The sequence below is a fragment of the Streptomyces sp. HmicA12 genome, assembly GCF_000373565.1.
Lineage (GTDB): Bacteria > Actinomycetota > Actinomycetes > Streptomycetales > Streptomycetaceae > Streptomyces.
The window spans coordinates 409,038-431,421 of the sequence record NZ_KB891809.1; the positions used below are offsets into that span (position 1 = coordinate 409,038).

Below are 22,384 nucleotides of genomic sequence, written 5' to 3' on the forward strand. Positions count from 1 at the left end.
GGGACCTTATGTCCGATCAACGGGGAACGCGAACCACGCCTTCCTGGATCACGGTGATCGCGAGGCGTCCGTCCTGGGTGTAGATACGGGCCTGGCCCAGGCCCCTGCCGCCCGAAGCGGACGGCGACTGCTGGTCGTAGAGGAGCCATTCGTCGGCGCGGAAGGGCCGGTGGAACCACATGGCGTGGTCGAGGGAGGCGCCGACCACGTCGCCGACCGCCCAGCCGCCGCGCCCGTGCGCGAGCAGCACCGAGTCGAGCAGGGTCATGTCGGAGACGTACGTGGCGAGGCAGACGTGCAGCAGCGGGTCGTCGGCGAGCTTGCCCCTGGTGCGGAACCAGACCTGCGAGCTGGGCTGCTGCGGCTCGCCGACGAAGGCGAACGGCGGCGCGTCCACGTAGCGCAGGTCGACGGCCTCGCGGGCCTCCAGGAGGCGGGGCACGACGCCGGGGTCCGTGAAGGCGTCGGCGTAGCGCGGCAGCATCTCGGCCGCGGTCGGCAGGGTCTCCGGGTCGGGCGCGGGCGGCATGTCCGCCTGGTGCTCGAGCCCTTCCTCGTACGTCTGGAAGGACGCGGAGAGATGGAAGATCGGCTGCCCGTGCTGGACGGCGACGACGCGGCGGGTGGTGAAGGAACGGCCGTCGCGGATCCGGTCGACGGTGTAGACGATGGGCGCGCCCGGGTCCCCGGCGACGAGGAAGTACGCGTGCAGGGAGTGGGCGAGCCGGTCGGCCGGGACGGTGCGCCCGGCGGCGACCAGCGCCTGGGCCGCCACCTGCCCGCCGAAGACGCGCGGGACGACGGCGGACCGGGACTGGCCGCGGAAGATGTCCTGCTCGATCTGCTCCAGATCGAGCAGATCGAGCAGGGAGTCAAGTGCCTGATGCATGGAGTCAGTTGTACCGAGCGGCTGTGTGCCGGGGGTTACAGGCCCATGTTCTTCGCGATGATCATCTTCATGACCTCGCTGGTGCCGCCGTAGATGCGGTTGACGCGGTTGTCCGCGTACAGGCGGGCGATCGGGTACTCGTTCATGAAGCCGTAGCCGCCGTGCAGCTGGAGGCAGCGGTCGATGACGCGGTGCGCGACCTCGGTGCAGAACAGCTTCGCGGACGCGGCCTCGGCGGCGGTCAGCTCACCGGCGTCCAGGGCCTCCAGGGCGCGGTCGGCGACGGCCTCGGCGGCGTCCACCTCGGCCTGGCAGGCGGCCAGCTCGAACTTGGTGTTCTGGAAGGACGCGACCGGCTTGCCGAAGACGGTGCGCTCCTGCACGTACGCCTTGGCGAACTGCACGGCGGCCTTGGCCTGCGCGTACGCGCCGTAGGCGATGCCCCAGCGCTCGGAGGCGAGGTTCGTGCCGAGGTAGCCGAAGCCCTTGTTCTCCTCGCCGAGGAGGTCCTCGACGGGCACCTTCACGTCGACGAACGCCAGCTCGGCGGTGTCGGAGGTGCGCAGGCCCAGCTTGTCGAGCTTGCGGCCGATGGAGTAGCCCTCGGACTTGGTGTCGACGGCGAACAGGGAGATGCCGAAGCGGCGGTCCTCGGCGGACGGCGCCGACGTGCGGGCGCAGACGATCACGCGGTCGGCGTGGACGCCACCGGTGATGAAGGTCTTGGCGCCGTTGAGGACGTAGTGCGTGCCGTCCTCGGAGAGCTTGGCGGTGGTCTTCATGCCCGCGACGTCGGAGCCGGTGCCCGGCTCGGTCATCGCGAGGGCCCACATCTCGTCACCGGAGACGAACTTGGGCAGGTAGCGCTTCTTCTGCTCGTCGGTGGCGAGCATCTTGATGTACGGGAGCGCGAGCAGGACGTGCACGCCGGAGCCACCGAAGGAGACGCCCGCGCGGGCGGTCTCCTCGTACTGGATGGCCTCGAACTTGTGGGTGTCCAGGCCGGCGCCGTCGAACTCCTCGGGCACGTTGATGCCGAACAGGCCGAGCTCCGCCATCTTGGCGTACAGCTCACGCGGCACGATGCCCTGCTGGAACCACTCGTCGTAGTGGGGGACGACCTCGGCCTCGATGAAGGCGCGCAGGGTCTCCCGGAACGCCTCGTGGTCCTCATCAAAAACGGTACGGCGCACGGAGAACTCTCCCTCTACGACTAGTGTGCATCTCAAGCCCACGCTACTAAGCGCTTGCTCAGACCAACGTTACCCGCGGGTTTCGAGGGCGTCCAGAGGAGCACGCCCGTAACGCTCGTCACGGTTGGCCCCCGCCGAGTGCCTTCGCGAGCGTGCCCCATCCGGCGACAGGAAAGAAGACCCTCACCCAGGACCCGTCGTCGAAGCCGAGCTCGTGCGTGCCGTGCTTCACGGCACCGCGCTCGCGGAACCACACCACACTCGCCCGCGGCGCACCCCACGCGTAGTGAGGCCCCGGCTCCACTTGGCGGCCGTCCGGCGACTTCCGGACGTGCACCACGTGCACGCCCCGATCCCCCAGCAAAAGGACCGAAGCGGCGTGCGCCTCGCGAGGCTGCAACACGCGCCCCAGACGCCCCGCGGCACTCTCCCAGCCCCCTACGAGCCCCGGTTCCGCTCCCCCGCCCCGACCGTCGAGGGCGCCCACGGCGGCGTTGAACGGGTTGAGCCGGTCCAGCACACGCTCGGTCTCGGCCACCCTGTCCAGGCCGCGGTCGGTGGCCGACCTTGCCGCCGGGAAGGCCTCCGGCCGCAAGCGGTACGGCGGCAGCGGCACTCCCTCACCGATCGCCACGACATGGGAGTCCACCACTCTCTCCCCGGCAGGCAGTGCGGACCCGGCCAGCTCACGGGCGGCCCGAGCGACGGCGTGCGGATCGGGCCCCGAGAGCCACGACTTCAGGCCCGGCCAGGAGAGCACTTCCGAGAACTTCATCCGAACGTATCCCTCACTGACTTTCCGACACGTTCCGGACTGCCCGCCCTCTCGCCAAAGCTCTGCGGCTCCGGACGCCTCGCGTACTCGGCCGCCTCTTCGGCCAAGGCAGGTGAACCCTCGACCATCGCACCCGAGACGGCACCTGCGGGATCGACCCCGAGGACGCCCTTGGCGATCGCCTTTCCCTGTTTCCAGGCCATGTACTGGGCGATGTCCGAGACTTCTGGCATCTCACCGCGGCGTACGCTGCCAACGATCTTCCACTTCGCGCCCTTCCACTCCTTGATCTTCGCGCGGTCGAGACCCCGTAGATAGCGGCGAAGCCGCGAGAGTTTCGCCAGGGCCCTGGTCTGCTTCGCGAGATCGGCCAGTTTGTCGGCCAACTTGGCAGCGATTCTGGTGGCCTTGGCGGCCCGGTAGGCCACGTTCGCGGCCCCGGCCATCGGGCCGATGGCGGCCGCCGCTCCTGCGGTGAGCACGGACAGGATCGCGGTGGTCGCGGCCGTGACCATGAGCGCTTCCACGATCTCCACGAGGAGATCGTTCATGGCCTGCTCGGCGATCGCACACGCTTCCGCAGCAACGTCCAGCAGCTCCGCGATGGTGACCATGTCCTCGGCTTCCCCGAGGAGAGCCTGTTCGAAGTCGGTCATCGTCCGACTGAAGCCGGTCGCGGCCTCGCTTTCCCACGCACGCTCAACGGCGTTGCGCTCCGCCACCAGATCATCCACTACGCCTTGCAGCTCACGCGCGGCGGTACGCCACTCCTCAGCCGTCGCCGTCAGCTGCGCACTGTCTCCAGTGACCCAGTCGAACCAGTCGTCGGCGCCGCACTGCTTGAGCACACCCTTGATGACCTCATCGAGGGTCGAGGCGAGCGGATTGCTCCAGTCGAGCGTGTAGCTGATGCGGTCCAGAGCGCCTGCCGCATCTTGCCCGACGCCCATCAGGCACGCCCCCCGAAGCCGCGCGCCGTGTCATCCTCATTCGTGTCGCAGTTGTCCGCTGAGCTCCGCATCGCCTCGGCCACCGTGCCCAGGGCCTCTGCGGAGGACATCAGGTCGTCGCCCGACTGCTCCATCTGTTCCAGGTAGCCGGCCCGCAGGTCGTTGGCCTCGGGCAACTGCCCGAAAACGCCGTCCGACAAGGACAGGCCGGAAGTCCGCCGCCGAACGCGACGGACCCGCTCGGCCGCGTCCTCCGCCGCGTCGGCGTAGCGGCGCAACGCTTCCGTCTCGACGTTCGTACCTTGCCCCATGAATCCCCCGCCACCGGATCAACGGTGCTGAACGCGGGCGGAGTTGTCGTCCACCCTGACGGATCCAAAGGTTAGCAAAGGGGAAGCAAAGGCCCTCAGGGGTCTGCGCGCCGAAACCACACCACCCGGTCAGCGCGCCGGAGCGTCGTCCGCCGCGGCCGCGAACGCCCCGCGCGCCAGCTTGTGCAGCATCTGGGCCGTGGTCGTGCGGCCGGGGAGGGAGGAGGGGCGGCTCAGGTGGGGGGTGGAGTTGAGCAGGCCGAAGACGGCGTGCACGGCCACGCGCGCGTGGGCCTCGGTGAGGTCCGGGTAGACCTTGCGGACGGAGTCCACCCACAGCTCCACGTACTGGCGCTGCAACTGCCGCACCAGCTTGCGGTCGCTGTCGCGCAGCCGGTCCAGCTCCCGGTCGTGCAGCGTGATCAGGTCGCGGTCGTCGAGCGCGAAGTCGATGTGGCCCTCGATGAGCGAGTCGAGCAGGGCCTCGGGGCCGTGCTCGGCCTCGGCGACCCGGCGCTTGCCGCCGGTCAGGAGCTGCCCGCTGATGCCGACGAGGAGCTCGGCGAGCATCGCGTCCTTGCCCGCGAAGTGGCGGTAGAGGCCGGGGCCGCTGATGCCGACCGCGGCGCCTATCTCGTCGACCCCCACGCCGTGGAACCCGCGCTCGGCGAAGAGCCGCGCGGCCTCCCTGAGGATCTGCTCGCGGCGGGTCGGGGCGTCGGTTCTGGTGGCTCTGAAGACCATGCGGCAATTCTAGACAGCCAGGTTAGCGACCGTTAACCTGAAGGAGCTTGGTTAACGCTCATTAACACAATGACGTGATGAGGGGACCGCAGGATGCAGGAGGCACCGGAGCTGACGAGCGCGGCAGACCCCGCGTCGGAGGCATGGCGGGCCAATGAGGCGGCCCACCGGGCGCTCGGCGAGGAGTTGCGCGCGAAGCTCGCCGCGGCCCGGCTCGGCGGCGGCGAGCGGGCCCGCGCCCGGCACACCGCGCGCGGCAAGTTGCTGCCGCGCGAGCGGGTGGACACACTGCTGGACCCGGGCTCCCCGTTCCTGGAGCTGGCGCCCCTGGCGGCGGACGGGATGTACGAGGGACAGGCACCGGCCGCCGGAGTCATCGCCGGCATCGGGCGGGTGTCGGGCCGCGCGTGCGTGATCGTCGCCAATGACGCGACGGTCAAGGGCGGCACGTACTACCCGATGACGGTGAAGAAGCACCTGCGCGCCCAGGAGGTGGCCCTGGAGAACCGGCTGCCGTGCGTCTATCTGGTCGACTCGGGCGGCGCCTTCCTGCCGATGCAGGACGAGGTGTTCCCGGACCGCGAGCACTTCGGGCGGATCTTCTACAACCAGGCGCGGATGTCCGGCGCGGGCATCCCGCAGATCGCGGCGGTGCTCGGCTCGTGCACGGCGGGCGGGGCGTACGTCCCGGCGATGAGCGACGAGGCCGTGATCGTCCGCAACCAGGGCACGATCTTCCTGGGCGGCCCGCCGCTGGTGAAGGCGGCCACGGGTGAGGTGGTGACGGCGGAGGAGCTGGGTGGCGGCGAGGTCCACTCGCGCGTCTCGGGCGTCACCGACCACCTCGCCGAGGACGACGCGCACGCGCTGCGCATCGTGCGGACCATCGTGTCCACGCTGCCGGAGCGCGGCCCGCTGCCCTGGGCCACGCGTGCGGCCGTCGAGCCGAAGGTGGACCCGGCGGGGCTCTACGGCGCGGTGCCGGTCGACTCGCGCACCCCGTACGACGTCCGCGAGGTCATCGCGCGGGTCGTCGACGGCTCGCAGTTCGCCGAGTTCAAGGCCGAGTTCGGGCAGACCCTGGTCACCGGCTTCGCCCGGATCCACGGCCACCCGGTCGGCATCGTCGCCAACAACGGCATCCTGTTCGCCGAGTCCGCCCAGAAGGGCGCCCACTTCATCGAGCTGTGCGACCAGCGCGGCATCCCGCTGGTGTTCCTGCAGAACATCTCGGGTTTCATGGTCGGCAAGGACTACGAGGCGGGCGGGATCGCCAAGCACGGCGCCAAGATGGTCACGGCGGTGGCCTGCACGCGCGTGCCGAAGCTGACCGTGGTGATCGGCGGCTCGTACGGCGCGGGCAACTACTCGATGTGCGGCCGGGCGTACTCGCCCCGCTTCCTGTGGATGTGGCCCGGCGCGAAGATCAGCGTCATGGGCGGCGAGCAGGCCGCGTCGGTTCTCGCGACCGTCAAGCGCGACCAGTTGGAGGCGCGCGGCGAGGACTGGGCGGCCGAGGACGAGGACGCCTTCAAGGCGCCGATCAGGTCCCAGTACGAGACCCAGGGGAACGCCTATTACGCGACGGCCCGGCTCTGGGACGACGGCGTGATCGACCCGATGGAGACCCGCCAGGTACTCGGCCTGGCCCTGACCGCCTGTGCACACGCCCCGCTCCCGGAGAAGTCCGGCGGCTTCGGCGTCTTCCGGATGTGAGGGGAGCAACGACCGTGTTCGACAAGGTACTTGTGGCCAACCGCGGCGAGATCGCCGTCCGTGTCATCCGCACGCTGCGCGCCCTCGGCATCCGCTCGGTGGCGGTGTACAGCGACGCCGACGCCGACGCGCGGCATGTGCGCGAGGCCGACGAGGCGGTGCGGATCGGCCCGCCGCCGGCCGTGGAGAGCTATCTCTCGGTGGAGAGTCTGCTGGCGGCCGCGGCGTCGAGCGGCGCCCAGGCCGTGCACCCGGGATACGGCTTCCTCGCGGAGAACGCCGGATTCGCGCGGGCCTGCGAGGAGGCGGGCCTGACCTTCATCGGCCCGTCCGCCGACGCCATCGCGCTGATGGGCGACAAGATCCGCGCCAAGGAGACCGTCGAGGCGGCCGGGGTGCCGGTGGTACCGGGCGGCCGTGACCCCGAACTGGCCGAGGCAGCACGCGACCTGGGCGCCCCGGTCCTGCTCAAGCCCTCCGCGGGCGGCGGCGGCAAGGGCATGCGCCTGGTCCGCGATCTGACCCTGCTGGAGGAGGAGATCGCCGCCGCGCGGCGCGAGGCTCGCGCCTCCTTCGGCGACGACACGCTCCTCGTGGAGCGGTGGATCGACCGGCCCCGGCACATCGAGATCCAGGTCCTGGCCGACGGCCACGGCAACGTCGTGCACCTCGGCGAGCGCGAGTGCTCGCTGCAGCGCCGCCACCAGAAGATCATCGAGGAGGCGCCGAGCGTCCTCCTCGACGAGGCCACTCGCGCGGCGATGGGCGCGGCGGCGGTGGAGGCGGCCCGCAGCTGCGGCTACCGGGGCGCGGGCACCGTCGAGTTCATCGTGCCGGGCAAGGACCCGTCGTCGTACTACTTCATGGAGATGAACACCCGCCTCCAGGTCGAGCACCCGGTGACCGAGCTGATCACCGGCCTGGATCTGGTGGAGTGGCAGGTGCGGGTGGCCGCGGGTGAGCGACTCCCCTTCGGCCAGGACGACATCACGCTCACCGGCCACGCGGTGGAGGCACGTCTGTGTGCGGAGACCGTGTCCGTCAAAGAAGGCGCGCGCGGCTTCCTCCCCTCCGGCGGTACGGTCCTGGCGCTCTCCGAGCCGGAGGGCGACGGCGTCCGCACGGACTCGGGGCTGACCGAGGGCACGGTGGTCTCCTCGCTCTACGACCCGATGCTCGCGAAGGTCATCGCGTACGGCCCCGACCGGGCCACGGCGCTGCGCCGGCTGCGGGCCGCGCTGGCCCGCACGGTGACGCTCGGGGTGCCGACGAACGCCGGGTTCCTGCGCCGCCTCCTGGCCCATCCGGACGTCGTGGCGGGCGACTTGGACACCGGGCTCGTGGAGCGCGCGGCGGACGGCCTGGTGGACACCGAGGTCCCGGCGGAGGTGTACGCGGCGGCGGGCGCCCTGCGCCAGCGGGCCCTGGCCCCCGCGCCGGACGACGGCTGGACGGATCCGTTCGCGCGGCCCGACGGCTGGCGGCTCGGCGGCGAACCGGCGTGGACGACACACCACGTGAAGGTCTCGGGCCACGACCCGGTCGAGGTCAGAGTGCGGGCCGGGGAGGTCCTGGTGGACGGCGTCCCGACGGAGCCCGCCCGCCTCACCGCCGTCGCCGGGGACTGGCTGGGCCGCGACGGCGACGCCTGGCACGTCCAGGACCACGACCCGGTGGCGGCGAGCCTGACCGGCGCGGGCTCAGGCGGCGCCGGTTCACTGACGGCGCCGATGCCGGGCACGGTGACGGTCGTGAAGGTGGCGGTCGGCGACGAAGTGACCGCGGGACAGAGCCTGTTGGTGGTCGAGGCGATGAAGATGGAACACGTCATCGCGTCCCCGCACGCGGGCACGGTCACCGAACTGGACGTGACACCGGGCACGACGGTGGCGATGGACCAGATCCTCGCGGTGGTCGAACCTTCTGGCGCCTCCGAGCAGATCGCGCCCGAAGGGGCGCGGGACAGTGCCGATCAGCGGCTCCGCCGCGGGGCGCGAGCAACCACGACGGCGGAGCACCCCGCAGACGGCCGAACCACCGACGGCGAGGGGAATCCCAAGGAGGCCGCTCGATGACACTCCCCATGATCAGCCCCGCCCCGGGCCTCCCGGCAAGGGTCCGGATCCACGAGGTGGGCCCCCGCGACGGCCTCCAGAACGAGAAGACGACGGTCCCCACGGAGGCCAAGGCGGAGTTCATCCACCGCCTGGCCCGCGCGGGCCTGACCACCATCGAGGCCACCAGCTTCGTCCACCCCAAGTGGGTCCCCCAACTCGCGGACGCCGAGAGCCTGTTCCCCGGGCTCCAGGACCTCGACGGCGTACACCTCCCGGTCCTCGTACCGAACGAGCGGGGCCTGGACCGGGCCCTGTCCCTCGGCGCGAGCCGGATCGCCGTGTTCGCCAGCGCCACCGAGTCCTTCGCGAAGGCCAACCTGAACCGGACGGTGGCCGAGTCCCTCGCCATGTTCGAACCGGTCGTGGCCCGCGCGAAGGAGGCCGGGGCCCACGTCCGGGGCTACCTCTCCATGTGCTTCGGCGACCCCTGGGAGGGCGCGGTCCCGGTCCGCCAGGTGGTGTCCGTCGCCAAGTCCCTCATGGACCTGGGCTGCGACGAGCTGAGTCTCGGCGACACGATCGGCGTGGCCACCCCCGGCCACGTACGGACGCTGCTCGCGCGGCTCAACGAGGAGGGCGTGCCGACGGACCGGATCGGCGTGCACTTCCACGACACGTACGGACAGGCGCTCGCCAACACCCTGGCGGCGCTGCAGCACGGCGTCACCACCGTCGACGCGTCCGCCGGCGGCCTCGGCGGCTGCCCGTACGCGAAGAGCGCCACCGGCAATCTCGCCACCGAAGACCTCGTCTGGATGCTGCACGGACTGGGCATCGAGACCGGCGTCGACCTCGGCCTTCTCACCGACACCAGCAGGTGGATGGCCGGGCGTCTGGGCCGACCCAGCCCGTCCCGCACCGTTCGCGCCCTTACCCCTCCGGCGTCCGAACACGAGCAGTGAGGCAGTCATGGATCACCACCTCTCCCCCGAGCACGAGGAACTGCGGCGCACCGTCGAGGAGTTCGCGCACGACGTCGTGGCGCCGAAGATCGGCGACTACTACGAGCGGCACGAGTTCCCCTACGAGATCGTGCGCGAGATGGGGCGGATGGGCCTGTTCGGGCTGCCGTTCCCCGAGGAGTACGGCGGCATGGGCGGCGACTATCTCGCGCTCGGCATCGCCCTGGAGGAGCTGGCCCGGGTCGACTCGTCCGTCGCCATCACCCTGGAGGCCGGCGTCTCGCTCGGCGCGATGCCGCTGCACCTGTTCGGCACCGAGGAGCAGAAGCGGGAGTGGCTCCCGAAGCTGTGTTCCGGCGAGGTGCTCGGCGCCTTCGGCCTGACCGAGCCGGAGGCCGGGTCCGACGCCGGCGGCACCCGCACCACGGCCACCCGCGACCCGGAGACCGGCGACTGGGTCATCAACGGCACGAAGTGCTTCATCACCAACTCCGGTACGGACATCACGGGCCTGGTGACGGTGACGGCGGTGACCGGGCGCACGGCGGACGGCAAGCCGCTGATCTCGTCGATCATCGTGCCGTCCGGGACGCCCGGGTTCACGGTCGCGGCGCCGTACTCGAAGGTGGGGTGGAACGCGTCGGACACGCGGGAGCTGCACTTCGACGACGTACGGGTGCCGGGCGCGAACCTGCTCGGCACGGAGGGGCGCGGCTTCGCCCAGTTCCTGCGCATCCTCGACGAGGGCCGCGTCGCGATCTCGGCGCTCGCCACCGGCCTCGCGCAGGGCTGCGTCGACGAGTCGGTGAAGTACGCCAAGGAGCGCCACGCCTTCGGCCGCAGCATCGGCGGGTACCAGGCGATCCAGTTCAAGATCGCCGACATGGAGATGAAGGCGTACACGGCGCGGCTCGCCTGGCGGGACGCGGCGTCGCGGCTCGTCTCCGGGGAGCCGTTCAAGAAGGAGGCGGCGCTCGCGAAGCTGTACTCGTCGACGATCGCGGTGGACAACGCGCGCGAGGCGACGCAGATCCACGGCGGATACGGGTTCATGAACGAGTACCCGGTGGCCCGCATGTGGCGGGACTCCAAGATTCTGGAGATCGGCGAGGGCACGAGTGAGGTGCAGCGGATGCTGATCGCGCGGGAGCTGGGACTGACGTCCTAGTCACGGGGTACGCAGGGGGCGGGTGGGGCGTGGACCACACCCCCCGCCCCCTGGACAGCCGGGAAACTTAGGTTAACCTACCCTCAGTTTTACGAACCGGCCCGGACGTAGATCCGGCACGTCCGAAAGCAGCCCTGCCATGTCGAACGCCCGCCTGTCCCGCCCCACCCGCCGCGGCATCCTCGCCGCCGGCGGCGCCCTCGGCCTCGGCGCCGCGCTCGCCGCGTGCGGCAGCGACAACGGCTCCAAAGACAGCGGTTCGGACTCGACGGAGGCCGCGAAGAAGTCCGGCCCCTGGTCCTACAAGGACGACCGCGGCAAGACCGTGAAGCTGGACAAGATCCCGGCGAACATCGTGGCGTACACCGGCGTCGGCGCCGCCCTCTTCGACTACGGCATCCAGGTCAAGGGTGTCTTCGGCCCGACCACGCTGAAGAACGGCAAGGCCGACGTCATGGCCGGCGACATGCCCGTCGACAAGGTCACGGTCATCGGCAACGAGTGGGGCACGTTCAACATCGAGAAGTACGCGGCCCTCGCGCCCGACGTACTGATCAGCACGATGTTCGACGGCACGGGCACGCTCTGGTACGTCCCCGAGGAGTCCGCGGCGAAGGTCGCCAAGCTCGCCCCGAGCGTCGGCATCTCCGTCTACGACCGCCAGCTGACGCAGCCTCTGGAGCGCATGTACGCGCTGGCCGAGTCGCTCGGCGCCGACCTGAAGGACGACAAGGTCGTCAAGGCGAAGAAGCGCTTCGAGGACGCCGCGGCCCGGCTGCGCAAGGCCGCCAAGGCACACCCCGACGTCAAGGTCCTGGTCGGCTCGGCGAGCGCGGACATCTTCTACGTGTCCGGCACGAACCTCTCCATCGACCTGGAGTACTTCAAGTCGCTCGGCGTGAACTTCGTCGAGCCCTCGGAGAAGGCGAAGAAGGCGTCCGGCGGCTGGTACGAGAACCTGAGCTGGGAGAACGTCGACAAGTACCCGGCCGACATCATCATGATGGACGACCGCACCCAGGCCATCCAGCCCGCCGACATCGACGAGGCGACCTGGAAGAAGCTCCCCGCCGTCAAGGCGGGCCAGATCATCCCGCGCTCCACCGAGCCGATCCTGTCCTACGACAAGTGCGCCCCGCTCCTGGAGAACCTCGCCAAGGCGATCGAGACCGCGAAGAAGGTGTCGTAACCCCATGACCGCGACGGCCGAAGCCCCCGCTGTAGCCCCTTTCCGATTCTTCGATCTGCAAGTGGTCCGCACGCGGCGGCTCGGCCCGTCGCTGCTCCGGGTGACCTTCACGGGTCCCGAGCTCGCCGACTTCCACGGCGGCGGCCGGGACCAGTCGCTCTCCCTCTTCCTGCCGCACCCCGGCCAGGACGCCCCCGTGCTTCCGCCCGTCATCCCGGGCGACGACGGCCGCGGCTGGCACGCGGCGTACCGGGCCATCCCGGACCACGAGCGCGCGGTGATGCGCTCGTACACGCTCAGCGGCCAGCGCCGTCACCCGGCGGAGGAAGTCGACATCGACTTCGTCCTGCACAACGCCGATCCGGCGACGACCGGGCCCGCCTGCCGCTGGGCCGAGGCCGCGCGGCCCGGTGACAGGGTCGTCGTGCTCGGCCCGGCGATCGCCGACAACGCGGCCGTGCGCTGCCAGCCGCCGCGGGACTTCGACCACATCCTGATGTGGGGCGACGAGACGGCGCTGCCCGCCGCCCTCGGCATCCTGGCCTGGCTGCCCGCGTCCGTCTCCGCGCACGCGTGGCTGGAGGTCCCGCACCGCGAGGACATCCAGCCGATCCTCACCGCGGCGAACCTCACCGTGCACTGGCTGGTCCGCGACGAGCACGCCCCGAGCGCGCTCGACTCCATCCGCGCCGCCCAACTCCCCGACGCCACCAGCCCGTACGCCTGGCTGGCCGGCGAGTCCGGGGCGATGAAGGAGCTGCGCCGCCATCTCGTGCGCGAGCGCGGTTACGACAAGCGGGCGGTGAAGTTCGTCGGGTACTGGCGCCGCGGGCTGAGCGAGGACGCGCTGCGCGAGCAGGCCGCCGCCTGAACCCTGACCTCCGGTTAGGTTCAATTCCCGCCATACAACTACACATTTCGCCACATTCAGGGGCGGGGTCGCGAGCTCAAATTAGGTTAGGCTAACCTAAGTCAGGGCTCGCGTCCCCGCCCTTTTTCCTGCCCCACCCGGGAACACCCGCATCCCCACCCGGAGGAACCGTTCATGCGCTCGCACCTGCTCAATGACACGACCGCGGAGTTGTACCGCAGCTCCGTGACCGAGGGAATCGAGCGGGTGGCGGCCAAACTCGCCACCACCGCACGGCCGTTCACGGGCGTCACACCCGACGCCCTCTCCCCCGTCGTCGACGCCGTCGACCTCGACGCACCGCTGCACGACACCATCGCCGCGCTCGACGAGCTGGAGGACGTCTACCTCCGCGACGCCGTCTACTTCCACCACCCCCGCTACCTGGCCCACCTCAACTGCCCGGTCGTCATCCCGGCCGTGCTCGGCGAGGCCGTCCTGTCCGCGGTCAACTCCTCGCTGGACACCTGGGACCAGTCCGCCGGCGGCACGCTCATCGAGCGCAAGCTCATCGACTGGACCACCGCCCGGATCGGGCTCGGCCCGGCCGCCGACGGCGTGTTCACCTCCGGTGGCTCCCAGTCCAACCTGGAGGCGCTGCTCCTCGCCCGCGAGGAGGCGAAGGCGAGCTCCCCCGGCGACCTCCGCGTCTTCGCCTCCGAGGCCGGTCACTTCAGCGTCCAGAAGTCCGCCAAACTCCTCGGCCTCGACCCGCACTGCGTGGTGTCGATCCCCGTTGACAAGGACAAGCGGATGCAGACCCTGGTGCTCGCCGCCGAGCTGGAGCGCTGCCGCGCCGACGGCCTCGTCCCCATGGCCGTCGTCGCCACCGCGGGTACCACCGACTTCGGCTCCATCGACCCGCTGCCGGAGATCGCCGAGCTGTGCGCCCAGTACGACACCTGGATGCACGTCGACGCGGCCTACGGCTGCGGCCTGCTGGCGTCGACGACGAACCGCGACCGGCTCACCGGCATCGAGCGCGCCGACTCGGTCACCGTCGACTACCACAAGTCCTTCTTCCAGCCGGTGAGTTCGAGCGCCGTACTGGTCCGCGACGGCGCCACCCTGCGGCACGCCACCTACCACGCGGAGTACCTCAACCCGCGCCGTACGGTCGCCGAGCGCATCCCCAACCAGGTGGACAAGTCGCTGCAGACCACGCGCCGCTTCGACGCCCTCAAACTGTGGCTGACACTGCGCGTGATGGGCGCCGACGGCATCGGCTCCCTCTTCGACGAGGTCTGTGAACTGGCCCACAGTGCCTGGGAGTTGCTCGCCGCCGACCCGCGCTTCGACGTGGTCGTCGAGCCGAGCCTGTCCACCCTCGTCTACCGCTACATCCCGGCCTCCGTCACCGACCCGGCCGAGATCGACCGCGCCAACCTGTACGCCCGCAAGGCCCTGTTCGCCTCCGGCGACGCGGTCGTGGCGGGCACCAAGGTCGGCAGCCGCCAGTACCTCAAGTTCACCCTGCTCAACCCCGAGACGACCCTCGACGACATCACGGCCGTCCTCGACCTCATCGCCGGCCACGCCGAGCAGTACCTGGGAGACACCCTTGACCGCGCAAGCTGACTTCATCGGGATCGGGCTCGGCCCCTTCAACCTGGGCCTCGCCTGCCTGACCGAACCCATAGCCGAGCTGAACGGCGTGTTCCTGGAGTCCAAGCCGGACTTCGAGTGGCACTCGGGCATGTTCCTCGACGGCGCCCACCTCCAGACCCCGTTCATGTCGGACCTGGTCACGCTGGCCGACCCGACATCCCCGTACTCCTTCCTCAACTACCTGAAGGAATCGGGGCGGTTGTACGCGTTCTACATCCGCGAGAACTTCTATCCGCTGCGCGTCGAGTACAACGACTACTGCCGCTGGGCGGCCGGCAAACTCTCCTCGATCCGCTTCAACACGACGGTCACGCAGGTCACGTACGACGAGAGCGACGGCCTGTACACGGCCGTGACCGAGGGCGGCGAGACGTACCGCGCCCCGCACCTCGTCCTCGGCACCGGCACCCCGCCGCACATCCCGGACGCCTGCAAGGACCTGGGCGGCGACGGAGTCATCCACAACTCCCGCTACGTGCAGCACAAGCAGGCCCTCCAGCAGAAGGAGTCGATCACGCTGGTCGGCAGCGGCCAGTCCGCCGCCGAGATCTACTACGACCTGCTCAGCGAGATCGACGTCCACGGCTACCGGCTGAACTGGGTGACGCGCTCCCCGCGCTTCTTCCCCCTCGAATACACCAAGCTCACCCTTGAGATGACGTCCCCGGACTACATCGACTACTTCCACGCGCTGCCGGAAGCCACCCGGTACTCGCTCGAAGAGCGCCAGAAGGGCCTGTTCAAGGGCATCGACGGCGAACTGATCGACGCCATCTTCGACCTGCTCTACCAGAAGGGCCTGGACGGACCCGTCCCCACCCGCCTGCTCACCAACTCCGCTCTCTCCACCGCGAGTCACGAGAACGGCGAGTACGTCCTCGGGCTCCACCAGGAGGAGCAGGACAAGAAGTTCGAGCTGCGCACCGAGGGCCTGATCCTGGCCACCGGCTACAAGTACGCGCCGCCCGCCTTCCTGGAGCCGGTCCGCGACCGGATCAAGTGGGACGCCCGCGGCCGCTTCGACATCGCCCGCAACTACGCGGTCGACACCACCGGCCGGGGCATCTTCCTGCAGAACGCGGGCGTGCACACCCACTCGATCACCAGCCCCGACCTGGGCATGGGCGCCTACCGCAACAGCTACATCATCGGCGAGCTGCTCGGCACCGAGTACTACCCCGTCGAGAAGACCATCGCCTTCCAGGAGTTCGCAGTATGAGCAACACCCGTACGTCCCCCCACACGCTCGGCACGCTGACCCTCCGCCCGCTCGACCCGGCCGCCGACGCCGAGTTGCTGCACCGCTGGGTCACCGACCCGAAGGCCGCGTTCTGGCTGATGCAGGACGCGAAGCTGGAGGACGTCGAGCGCGAGTACATGGCGATCGCGGCGCACGAGCACCACGACGCGTTCCTCGGTCTGCACGACGGCGAGCCCGCGTTCCTGATGGAGCGCTACGACCCGCGGTACGTCGAGCTGACCGGGCTCTACGAGCCGGAGCCCGGCGACACCGGCATGCACTTCCTCACCGCGCCGTCCGGGATACGCATACCCGGCTTCACCCGCGCCGTGATCACGGCGGTGATGGCCCACCTGTTCGCGGACCCGGCGGTCCACCGCGTCGTCGTCGAGCCCGATGTGCGCAACACGGCGGTGCACACCCTGAACGAGGCCGTCGGCTTCGTCCCGGAGCGCGAGATCGACAAGCCGGAGAAGAAGGCGCTGCTGAGCTTCTGCACGCGCGAACAGTTCGAGAAGGCCACACAGACGGCCACGCAGACGGCCACGCAGACGGCCACCGGAAGGAGCACGGGAGCATGAGCATCGCCGACACCGTCTCCCACCTGACCCCCGAGCACTGGGCGGAGGCCAACCGCCTCCTCATCCGCAAGGCACTCGCCGAGTTCACGCACGAGCGGATCCTCACTCCGGAGCCGAGCGAGGGCGCGGACCGGTACGTCGTCCGCAGCGACGACGGCCTGACCCGCTACCGGTTCACGGCCCGCCGGCTGCGCCTGGACCACTGGCAGGTCTCCCCCGACTCGATCACCCGGCACCGCGACGGCACCGAACTCCCCCTGAACGCGCTGCAGTTCTTCATCGAGATGAAGGACTCGCTCGGCCTGAGCGACGCGATCCTGCCGGTCTACCTGGAGGAGATCTCCTCCACGCTCTCCGGCACCTGCTACAAGCTGGCGAAGCCGCACCTGTCGTCGGCCGAGCTCGCCGCCACGGCCGACTTCCAGGCCATCGAGACGGGCATGACCGAGGGCCACCCCTGCTTCGTCGCGAACAACGGCCGGCTCGGCTTCGGCATCCACGAGTACCTCTCGTACGCGCCGGAGACCGCCAGCCCGCTGCGGCTGATCTGGCTGGCGGCGACCCGCGACCGCGCCGCGTTCACGGCGGGCGCCGGCCTGGACTACGAGTCGTTCCTCCGTGACGAGCTCGGCGACGAGACCATCGCCCGGTTCCACACGGTGCTGCGCGAGCAGGACCTCGACCCGGCCGACTACCTGCTCATCCCGGTCCACCCGTGGCAGTGGTGGAACAAGCTCTCCGTCACCTTCGCGGCCGAGATCGCGCAGCAGCACCTGGTCTGCCTCGGCGAGGGCGACGACGAGTACCTGGCCCAGCAGTCGATCCGTACGTTCTTCAACCGGAGCGCCCCCGAGAAGCACTACGTGAAGACGGCCCTGTCCGTCATCAACATGGGCTTCATGCGCGGCCTCTCGGCGGCGTACATGGAGGCGACGCCGGCCATCAACGACTGGCTGGCGAACCTCATCGAGAACGACGAGGTGCTCAAGGGCACCGGCCTGACGATCATCCGCGAGCGGGCGGCCGTCGGCTACCGGCACCTGGAGTACGAGGCCGCCACCGACCGCTACTCGCCGTACCGCAAGATGCTGGCGGCCCTGTGGCGCGAGTCGCCGGTCCCGTCGCTCGCCCCCGGCGAGCGCCTCGCCACGATGGCCTCGCTGCTGCACGTGGACCGCGAGGGCGCCTCGCTGGCGGGTGCGCTGATCGAGCGCTCCGGCCTCACCCCGCGCGAGTGGCTGAAGCCGTACCTGAAGTCGTACCTGACGCCGCTCCTGCACAGCTTCTACGCCTACGACCTGGTGTTCATGCCGCACGGCGAGAACGTCATCCTGGTCCTGGACGAGCGGGGCGTGGTGCAGCGGGCGATCTTCAAGGACATCGCCGAGGAGATCGCGGTGATGGACCCGGACGCGGTGCTGCCGCCGCAGGTGGACCGGATCCGCGCCGACGTCCCCGACGACATGAAACTGCTGTCGATCTTCACGGACGTCTTTGACTGCTTCTTCCGCTTCCTGGCGGCGAACCTGGTCACGGACGGCGTCCTGGACGAGGACACGTTCTGGTCGGCGGTCGCCGAGTGCGTCCGCGACCACCAGGAGTCGACGCCCCAACTGGCGGACAAGTTCGACCGGTTCGACATGTTCGCCCCGACCTTCGCACTGTCCGCCCTCAACCGGCTCCAGCTGCGCAACAACGAGCAGATGGTGGACCTGGCGGACCCGTCGGGCGCGCTGCAGCTGGTCGGCGACCTGGAGAACCCGATCGCCCCGTAGACCGAAAGGGGCTCGCCACGGGAGACGGTCCTCCCCGGCGAGCCCCTTTCACGTACCCCGACTACGTCGCGGGCCAGGGCACCTGCGGCGACCGGTAGTAGTTCATGCCGAGTGCGTCCCACCGCTCGGCCTGCGCGGCGAGCCGCACCTTGTACATGTCCCAGTCGTGCGTGGACGCGGGCGACCAGCCGAGCTCGGCGACGCCGGGCAGGCGCGGGAAGGCCATGTACTCGATGTCGGACGACGTCCTGATGTTCTCCGACCACAGCGGCGCCTCGACCCCGCGGATCGCCGAACTCGGCGCACCCGGAAGGTAGTTGCCGGGATCCCAGTCGTAGGACCGCCGCACTTCCACGTACCCGGCCCAGGACAGCCCCAGCGGGGTGTCCTTGTTGTACTTCATGTCGAGGTACGTACGGTCGGCGGGCGAGAGGACGAGCCCGGTCCCGTTCTTGGCGGCCGCGGCGACCTGCGCCTTCTCCGCCGCGCTCGTCCCGTCGAGCCCCCAGTACTGCGCGACGGCGCCCTTGGCGGGCGCGGCACCGGTCAGCTGGTGCCAACCCACCACGGTCTTCCCGTACTTGGCGACGATCGGCTGCACCTTGTCCATGAAGGTGTTGTAGTCCTCCTGGCTGGTGGAGTGCGCCTCGTCGCCGCCGATGTGCAGGTACTTGCCGGGCGTGAGGGCCGCCACCTCCCGCACCACGTCGTCGATGAACTTGTACGTGATGTCCTTGTCGACGCACAGCGTGCTGAAGCCGACGTCGGTGCCGGTGTAGAGCGGCGGGGCGACGCCGTCGCAGTTCAGCTCGGCGTAGGAGGCGAGGGCCGCGTTCGTGTGGCTCGGCATGTCGATCTCGGGCACGACCTCCAGATAGCGCGAGGAGGCGTACCGGACGATGTCCTTGTACTGGGCCTTGGTGTAGTAGCCGCCGGCGCCGCCGCCCACCTGGGTGGAGCCGCCGTACGTGGCGAGCTTCGGCCACGAGTCGACGGCGAGCCGCCAGCCCTGGTCGTCGGTCAGGTGCAGGTGCAGCTTGTTGACCTTGTAGAGCGCCAACTCGTCGATGTAGCGCTTGACCTGGTCGACGGTGAAGAAGTGCCGTGCCACGTCGAGGTGGGCGCCGCGCCAGCCGTAGCGCGGGGTGTCCTCGACGGTGCCGCCCGCGACCAGCCACGGCCCGGACTGCCTGCTGTCGGCCTCGACCTTGGCGGGCAGCTGCTGGCGCAGCGTCTGGACGCCGTGGAAGAGCCCGGCGGGCGCGGCGGCGACGATGGTGACGGACCTGCCGGTCGACGTCAGCCGGTACCCCTCGCCCCCAAGTCCCTTTTCCTTCGTGTCGAGTTCGAGGCGGATGCCGTCGCGGGCCGCGTCGTCGGTGACGGGCAGCCGGTAGCCGGTGGAGGGGCGCAGCACCCCGGCGAGGTAGTCACCGACGCGGCGCGCGTCCCGCGAGCCGTCGTCCACCCGGATCCGGGTCCTGGCCGTGATCTCGTACGCGGATCCGCCCGCGACCACCTTCGCGGGCGCGGGCACGATCTGCCCGAGGGGCGTGGCGGCGGGGGCGGCGGTGGCCGGTGCGGCGCCGAGGGCCGCGGCCCCGGCGGCGACGACGAGCAGCAGCGAGCCGAACAAGGGGGCTCTCGATCTGGGGTGCTTCCTCACCAACGGTCCCTTCGACGGAGACGGGGTTCGTGATGCGCATTCTGTGTGCGAGCTGAGCAACCGATCGATCACCATGCGTACCGTCCACCCCGCGGCGGGGTCAAGGTGTAGACCACTTCTCCCGGTGGCTGATGCCAGAATTGCCCCATGGCGGAAATCATCCAGCGTGACGGCACGTGGACGTTCGACGGGGAGACGCTGCGGCTGGTGCCGGGGCGCGACAAGAACGTGAACCTGCTCCGCAAGACACTGGGTGAACTCACGTTGCCCCTGCGGGCGTTGGCGGGGGTCTCCTTCGAGCACGGCAAGAAGTCGGGGCGGCTGCGGCTGCGGCTGCGCGACGGCGCGGACCCGCTCCTCCAGGCGACCGGCGGCAAGCTGACGGAGGGCACGGACCCGTACCAGCTGACCGTCGAGTCGGACCGCTACGGCGTCGCCGAGTACTTCGTGGACGAGGTGCGCAACGCGCTGCTGCTCGAGCAGATCCCGTCCTCGGCGTGCACGGCGTACGTGCTGCCGGGGCCGCCCGTGCCGCTCTCCGTGTCCGCGGGCGACGGCACGGCGAGCTTCGACGGGGAGCACATCCGCCTGGAGTGGAACTGGAAGACGGAGGACGCGAAGGCCTCGGCGGGCACCCGGCTGCTGGCCCTCGCCGACATCGCGGCGGTGGAGTGGCAGCCCGCGGTGGGCCTGGAGAACGGCTGTCTGCGCTTCACCGTCCGCTCCTCGCCGACCAAGGCCCCGCCGAAGTACGACCCGAACTCCGTGGAGCTGTGGGGCTTCAAGAAGGACCCGCTGATGGCCCTGGTCGCGGCGGCGGTCCAGGCCCGCCTGCCGCACCCGGGGGCGGCGGCCCCGACGCCCGTACTGGAGAAGGCGCCCGCGCCCCCGCCCCCGGCACCCGAGCCCGCTCCGGTGCCGGAGGACGACCACGACGCGCTGCTGCGCCGCCTGCGCGAGCTCGGCGAACTGCATCAGGCCGGAATACTCACCGACGAGGAGTTCGCGACGGCGAAGGCCGCGGTGCTGAAGCGGATGTGACGCCTACCGCTTCACCCTCCGCGCCACCACGAACCGGTCGATCTCGGCCCCGGCCTCGGAGAGCCCGCGCACGGTCAGTGTCGCCGTGCGCCCGACCGGCGCGGGCTGCACGTCCACGCGCAGGAACGAGTAGTTGGTGTACCGCACCCGCGACCAGTCCACGGTCACGGCCTTCTTGCCGCCGCCCTCCTGGGTGACGTACGAGGCGAACGGGTCGATGTCCTTCTCGCTGCCCTCGTACGTGTCCGCGACGGGGAACGCGTACAGGCTCTTGCCCGCCGCTCCGGCGGTGACGTAGACGACGCCGTCGGTCTCCGGGTACGCGGTGCCGCCGATCGGCAGCTCCTTGGTGACCTTGTCGCCCTTGAGCACGTCGGAGCGCTCGTAGACGTGGTTGTGGCCGTTGATCACGAGGTCGACGGTGTACTTCTCGAACAGCGGCACCCACTCCTTGCGCACGCCCCCCTCCGAGGCGTGCGAGGTGGCGGTGCAGTACGCGCAGTGGTGGAAGAAGACGACGACGAAGTCGACGCCGGAGCCCGGGGCCCGGAACTTCTGCAGCTGCCGCTCGAACCACTTGGTCTGCGTGCCGCCGGACAGACCCAGGTTCGCCGGGATCTCCCACGACACGTCGTTCGCGTCGAGCGAGATGACCGCGGTGTTGCCGTGCACGAAGGAGTAGACGCCGGGGAGGTTCTTCGGGTCGGGCCCGTTGGCGGGCGGCTCGAAGCGGGCCTCCTGGCTGCCGTAGCCGTTGGGCGAGTACCAGGCCTCCATGTCGTGGTTGCCGTAACTCACCATCCACGGAACGGACTTGGCGACGGACTCGGTCTGCGCGAGGAACAGGTCCCAGGTGCGCGCGTCGAAGGTGTCCGTCGTCTGCCCCGAGCCCGACGGGTCCGCGTACGCGATGTCACCGGCGTGCAGGTGGAAGGCCGGGCCCTGCGCGAGGATCACGGCGTCGTTGGAGAGCGCGTGATAGCTGACGCCCTGGTCGCCGAAGGCGGTGAAGGTGAACGGTTGCGCATGGGAAGGCGCCGTCGTGAACGTGCCGACGGTGCCCGCGAACTTCGGCTCGGCCGGGTCGAAGCCCTGGTGGCCGACACCGTAGTAGTACGTCCTGCCCGGCTTGAGGTGGGTGAGCTTCGCGTGCACGTAGTACTGGGTGTGGTCGGCGCTCGTCCCGACGCCGGCGGGCGTGTACAGGGCGCGGACCTCGGCGGCGATCTTCCGCGACAGCTCGCCGGCGCTCGCCCCGATCCGGATGAACGGGCTCTTCACCGGGGCCGGCACCTGCCAGGAGACCGTCATCTCGGTGCGCGCGTCGTCGCCGTAGGAGAGGTGCCGGCCGAAGGGGGCCACGAGCGCCCCGTCGACGTGCTCGGTGGCCGAAACCGGTGCGGCGGACCCCTTGGCCGCCGGGGCGGCCTGCGCGGCGCCGGGCACGAAGACCCCGCCCGCGACCGCGCCGAGCGTGACGGCACCGCCGCGCATCATGGTGCGCCGGGAGAACTTGCTGCGCAGGTACTCGTGCTGCTCGGCCAGGCTCCGGTCGGCCAGTTCGGCGGGTACGCCCATACGTGGAATGTCCATGGCCCGAAAGGTGCTG

Annotated in this window: 19 protein-coding genes; 11 read left to right on the top strand and 8 right to left on the bottom strand. The window is 70.2% G+C overall.

Translation table 11 applies throughout. The annotated features are described in order from the left end of the window. Positions 1-16: 16 nt before the first annotated feature. The 6 genes from tesB to B072_RS0119770 all read right to left on the bottom strand — a co-directional run bounded on the left by tesB (position 17) and on the right by B072_RS0119770 (position 4,862). Positions 17-889: an acyl-CoA thioesterase II gene (tesB, locus tag B072_RS0119745; protein WP_018531702.1), complete on the bottom strand. Its 873-nt coding sequence runs from the start codon at positions 887-889 to the stop codon at positions 17-19. A gap of 35 nt (positions 890-924) precedes the next feature. Further along, positions 925-2,082: an acyl-CoA dehydrogenase family protein gene (locus tag B072_RS0119750; RefSeq protein ID WP_018531703.1), complete on the bottom strand. Its 1,158-nt coding sequence runs from the start codon at positions 2,080-2,082 to the stop codon at positions 925-927. Between the two features lie 118 nt (positions 2,083-2,200). Continuing rightward, positions 2,201-2,857, bottom strand: coding sequence for a hypothetical protein (locus B072_RS0119755; RefSeq protein ID WP_018531704.1), 657 nt, complete (start codon positions 2,855-2,857; stop codon positions 2,201-2,203). After that, positions 2,854-3,807 (bottom strand): hypothetical protein, encoded by a 954-nt coding sequence (locus B072_RS0119760; RefSeq protein ID WP_018531705.1) that lies wholly within the window; start codon positions 3,805-3,807, stop codon positions 2,854-2,856. Before B072_RS0119760 ends, B072_RS0119755 begins: the two co-directional genes overlap by 4 nt. Then, positions 3,807-4,118, bottom strand: coding sequence for a hypothetical protein (locus B072_RS0119765; RefSeq protein WP_018531706.1), 312 nt, complete (start codon positions 4,116-4,118; stop codon positions 3,807-3,809). Before B072_RS0119765 ends, B072_RS0119760 begins: the two co-directional genes overlap by 1 nt. 129 nt (positions 4,119-4,247) lie before the next feature. Continuing rightward, on the bottom strand, positions 4,248-4,862 hold the full coding sequence (locus tag B072_RS0119770) for a TetR/AcrR family transcriptional regulator (protein WP_018531707.1): 615 nt from the start codon (positions 4,860-4,862) through the stop codon (positions 4,248-4,250). 93 nt (positions 4,863-4,955) lie between these two features. Between B072_RS0119770 and B072_RS0119775 the strand changes: the two genes are divergently transcribed. The 10 genes from B072_RS0119775 to B072_RS0119820 all read left to right on the top strand — a co-directional run bounded on the left by B072_RS0119775 (position 4,956) and on the right by B072_RS0119820 (position 18,068). Next, entirely contained in the window at positions 4,956-6,578 is a 1,623-nt protein-coding gene (locus B072_RS0119775; RefSeq protein WP_018531708.1) for a carboxyl transferase domain-containing protein, read from the top strand. A gap of 14 nt (positions 6,579-6,592) precedes the next feature. Beyond that, positions 6,593-8,653: a biotin carboxylase N-terminal domain-containing protein gene (locus B072_RS43550; protein WP_018531709.1), complete on the top strand. Its 2,061-nt coding sequence runs from the start codon at positions 6,593-6,595 to the stop codon at positions 8,651-8,653. After that, on the top strand, positions 8,650-9,597 hold the full coding sequence (locus B072_RS0119785; protein ID WP_018531710.1) for a hydroxymethylglutaryl-CoA lyase: 948 nt from the start codon (positions 8,650-8,652) through the stop codon (positions 9,595-9,597). Before B072_RS43550 ends, B072_RS0119785 begins: the two co-directional genes overlap by 4 nt. Positions 9,598-9,604: 7 nt before the next feature. After that, positions 9,605-10,765 (top strand): acyl-CoA dehydrogenase family protein, encoded by a 1,161-nt coding sequence (locus B072_RS0119790; RefSeq protein ID WP_018531711.1) that lies wholly within the window; start codon positions 9,605-9,607, stop codon positions 10,763-10,765. A 139-nt stretch (positions 10,766-10,904) separates the two neighbouring features. Further along, positions 10,905-11,954 carry an ABC transporter substrate-binding protein gene (locus tag B072_RS0119795; protein WP_018531712.1) on the top strand — a complete coding sequence of 350 codons (1,050 nt, stop codon included), beginning with the start codon at positions 10,905-10,907 and terminating at the stop codon, positions 11,952-11,954. Positions 11,955-11,958: 4 nt separating this feature from the next. Next, entirely contained in the window at positions 11,959-12,825 is an 867-nt protein-coding gene (locus B072_RS0119800; RefSeq protein ID WP_026246043.1) for a siderophore-interacting protein, read from the top strand. A 174-nt stretch (positions 12,826-12,999) separates the two neighbouring features. Continuing rightward, on the top strand, positions 13,000-14,442 hold the full coding sequence (desA, locus tag B072_RS0119805; RefSeq protein ID WP_018531714.1) for a lysine decarboxylase DesA: 1,443 nt from the start codon (positions 13,000-13,002) through the stop codon (positions 14,440-14,442). Continuing rightward, positions 14,426-15,691, top strand: coding sequence for a lysine N(6)-hydroxylase/L-ornithine N(5)-oxygenase family protein (locus B072_RS0119810; RefSeq protein WP_018531715.1), 1,266 nt, complete (start codon positions 14,426-14,428; stop codon positions 15,689-15,691). The genes desA and B072_RS0119810 overlap by 17 nt, the downstream gene beginning before the upstream one ends. Then, positions 15,688-16,293, top strand: a complete 606-nt coding sequence (locus tag B072_RS0119815; RefSeq protein ID WP_018531716.1) for a GNAT family N-acetyltransferase — start codon at positions 15,688-15,690, stop codon at positions 16,291-16,293. Before B072_RS0119810 ends, B072_RS0119815 begins: the two co-directional genes overlap by 4 nt. Further along, positions 16,290-18,068, top strand: a complete 1,779-nt coding sequence (locus tag B072_RS0119820; protein WP_018531717.1) for an IucA/IucC family protein — start codon at positions 16,290-16,292, stop codon at positions 18,066-18,068. The genes B072_RS0119815 and B072_RS0119820 overlap by 4 nt, the downstream gene beginning before the upstream one ends. Positions 18,069-18,129: 61 nt before the next feature. Here B072_RS0119820 and B072_RS0119825 read toward each other — a convergent pair whose 3' ends face one another. Beyond that, positions 18,130-19,737, bottom strand: coding sequence for a beta-N-acetylhexosaminidase (locus tag B072_RS0119825; protein ID WP_026246044.1), 1,608 nt, complete (start codon positions 19,735-19,737; stop codon positions 18,130-18,132). A 144-nt stretch (positions 19,738-19,881) separates the two neighbouring features. Here B072_RS0119825 and B072_RS0119830 point away from each other — a divergent pair, with 144 nt between their 5' ends. Further along, positions 19,882-20,775, top strand: a complete 894-nt coding sequence (locus B072_RS0119830) for a DUF4429 domain-containing protein (RefSeq protein WP_018531719.1) — start codon at positions 19,882-19,884, stop codon at positions 20,773-20,775. A gap of 3 nt (positions 20,776-20,778) precedes the next feature. Here the strand turns inward: B072_RS0119830 and B072_RS0119835 are convergent, their stop codons facing one another. Next, positions 20,779-22,368: a purple acid phosphatase family protein gene (locus B072_RS0119835; RefSeq protein ID WP_043244244.1), complete on the bottom strand. Its 1,590-nt coding sequence runs from the start codon at positions 22,366-22,368 to the stop codon at positions 20,779-20,781. Between the last annotated feature and the right edge of the window lie 16 nt (positions 22,369-22,384).

Excerpts from the sequence above, each read along its gene's own strand:
- desA (WP_018531714.1), top strand. The coding sequence starts at position 13,000 with ATGCGCTCGCACCTGCTCAATGACACGACCGCGGAGTTGTACCGCAGC.
- B072_RS0119775 (WP_018531708.1), top strand. The coding sequence starts at position 4,956 with ATGCAGGAGGCACCGGAGCTGACGAGCGCGGCAGACCCCGCGTCGGAG.
- B072_RS0119760 (WP_018531705.1), bottom strand. The coding sequence starts at position 3,807 with ATGGGCGTCGGGCAAGATGCGGCAGGCGCTCTGGACCGCATCAGCTAC.
- B072_RS0119795 (WP_018531712.1), top strand. The coding sequence starts at position 10,905 with ATGTCGAACGCCCGCCTGTCCCGCCCCACCCGCCGCGGCATCCTCGCC.
- B072_RS0119835 (WP_043244244.1), bottom strand. The coding sequence starts at position 22,368 with ATGGACATTCCACGTATGGGCGTACCCGCCGAACTGGCCGACCGGAGC.
- B072_RS0119820 (WP_018531717.1), top strand. The coding sequence starts at position 16,290 with ATGAGCATCGCCGACACCGTCTCCCACCTGACCCCCGAGCACTGGGCG.
- B072_RS0119790 (WP_018531711.1), top strand. The coding sequence starts at position 9,605 with ATGGATCACCACCTCTCCCCCGAGCACGAGGAACTGCGGCGCACCGTC.
- B072_RS0119830 (WP_018531719.1), top strand. The coding sequence starts at position 19,882 with ATGGCGGAAATCATCCAGCGTGACGGCACGTGGACGTTCGACGGGGAG.
- tesB (WP_018531702.1), bottom strand. The coding sequence starts at position 889 with ATGCATCAGGCACTTGACTCCCTGCTCGATCTGCTCGATCTGGAGCAG.
- B072_RS0119815 (WP_018531716.1), top strand. The coding sequence starts at position 15,688 with ATGAGCAACACCCGTACGTCCCCCCACACGCTCGGCACGCTGACCCTC.
- B072_RS0119765 (WP_018531706.1), bottom strand. The coding sequence starts at position 4,118 with ATGGGGCAAGGTACGAACGTCGAGACGGAAGCGTTGCGCCGCTACGCC.
- B072_RS0119785 (WP_018531710.1), top strand. The coding sequence starts at position 8,650 with ATGACACTCCCCATGATCAGCCCCGCCCCGGGCCTCCCGGCAAGGGTC.
- B072_RS0119800 (WP_026246043.1), top strand. The coding sequence starts at position 11,959 with ATGACCGCGACGGCCGAAGCCCCCGCTGTAGCCCCTTTCCGATTCTTC.
- B072_RS0119755 (WP_018531704.1), bottom strand. The coding sequence starts at position 2,857 with ATGAAGTTCTCGGAAGTGCTCTCCTGGCCGGGCCTGAAGTCGTGGCTC.
- B072_RS0119770 (WP_018531707.1), bottom strand. The coding sequence starts at position 4,862 with ATGGTCTTCAGAGCCACCAGAACCGACGCCCCGACCCGCCGCGAGCAG.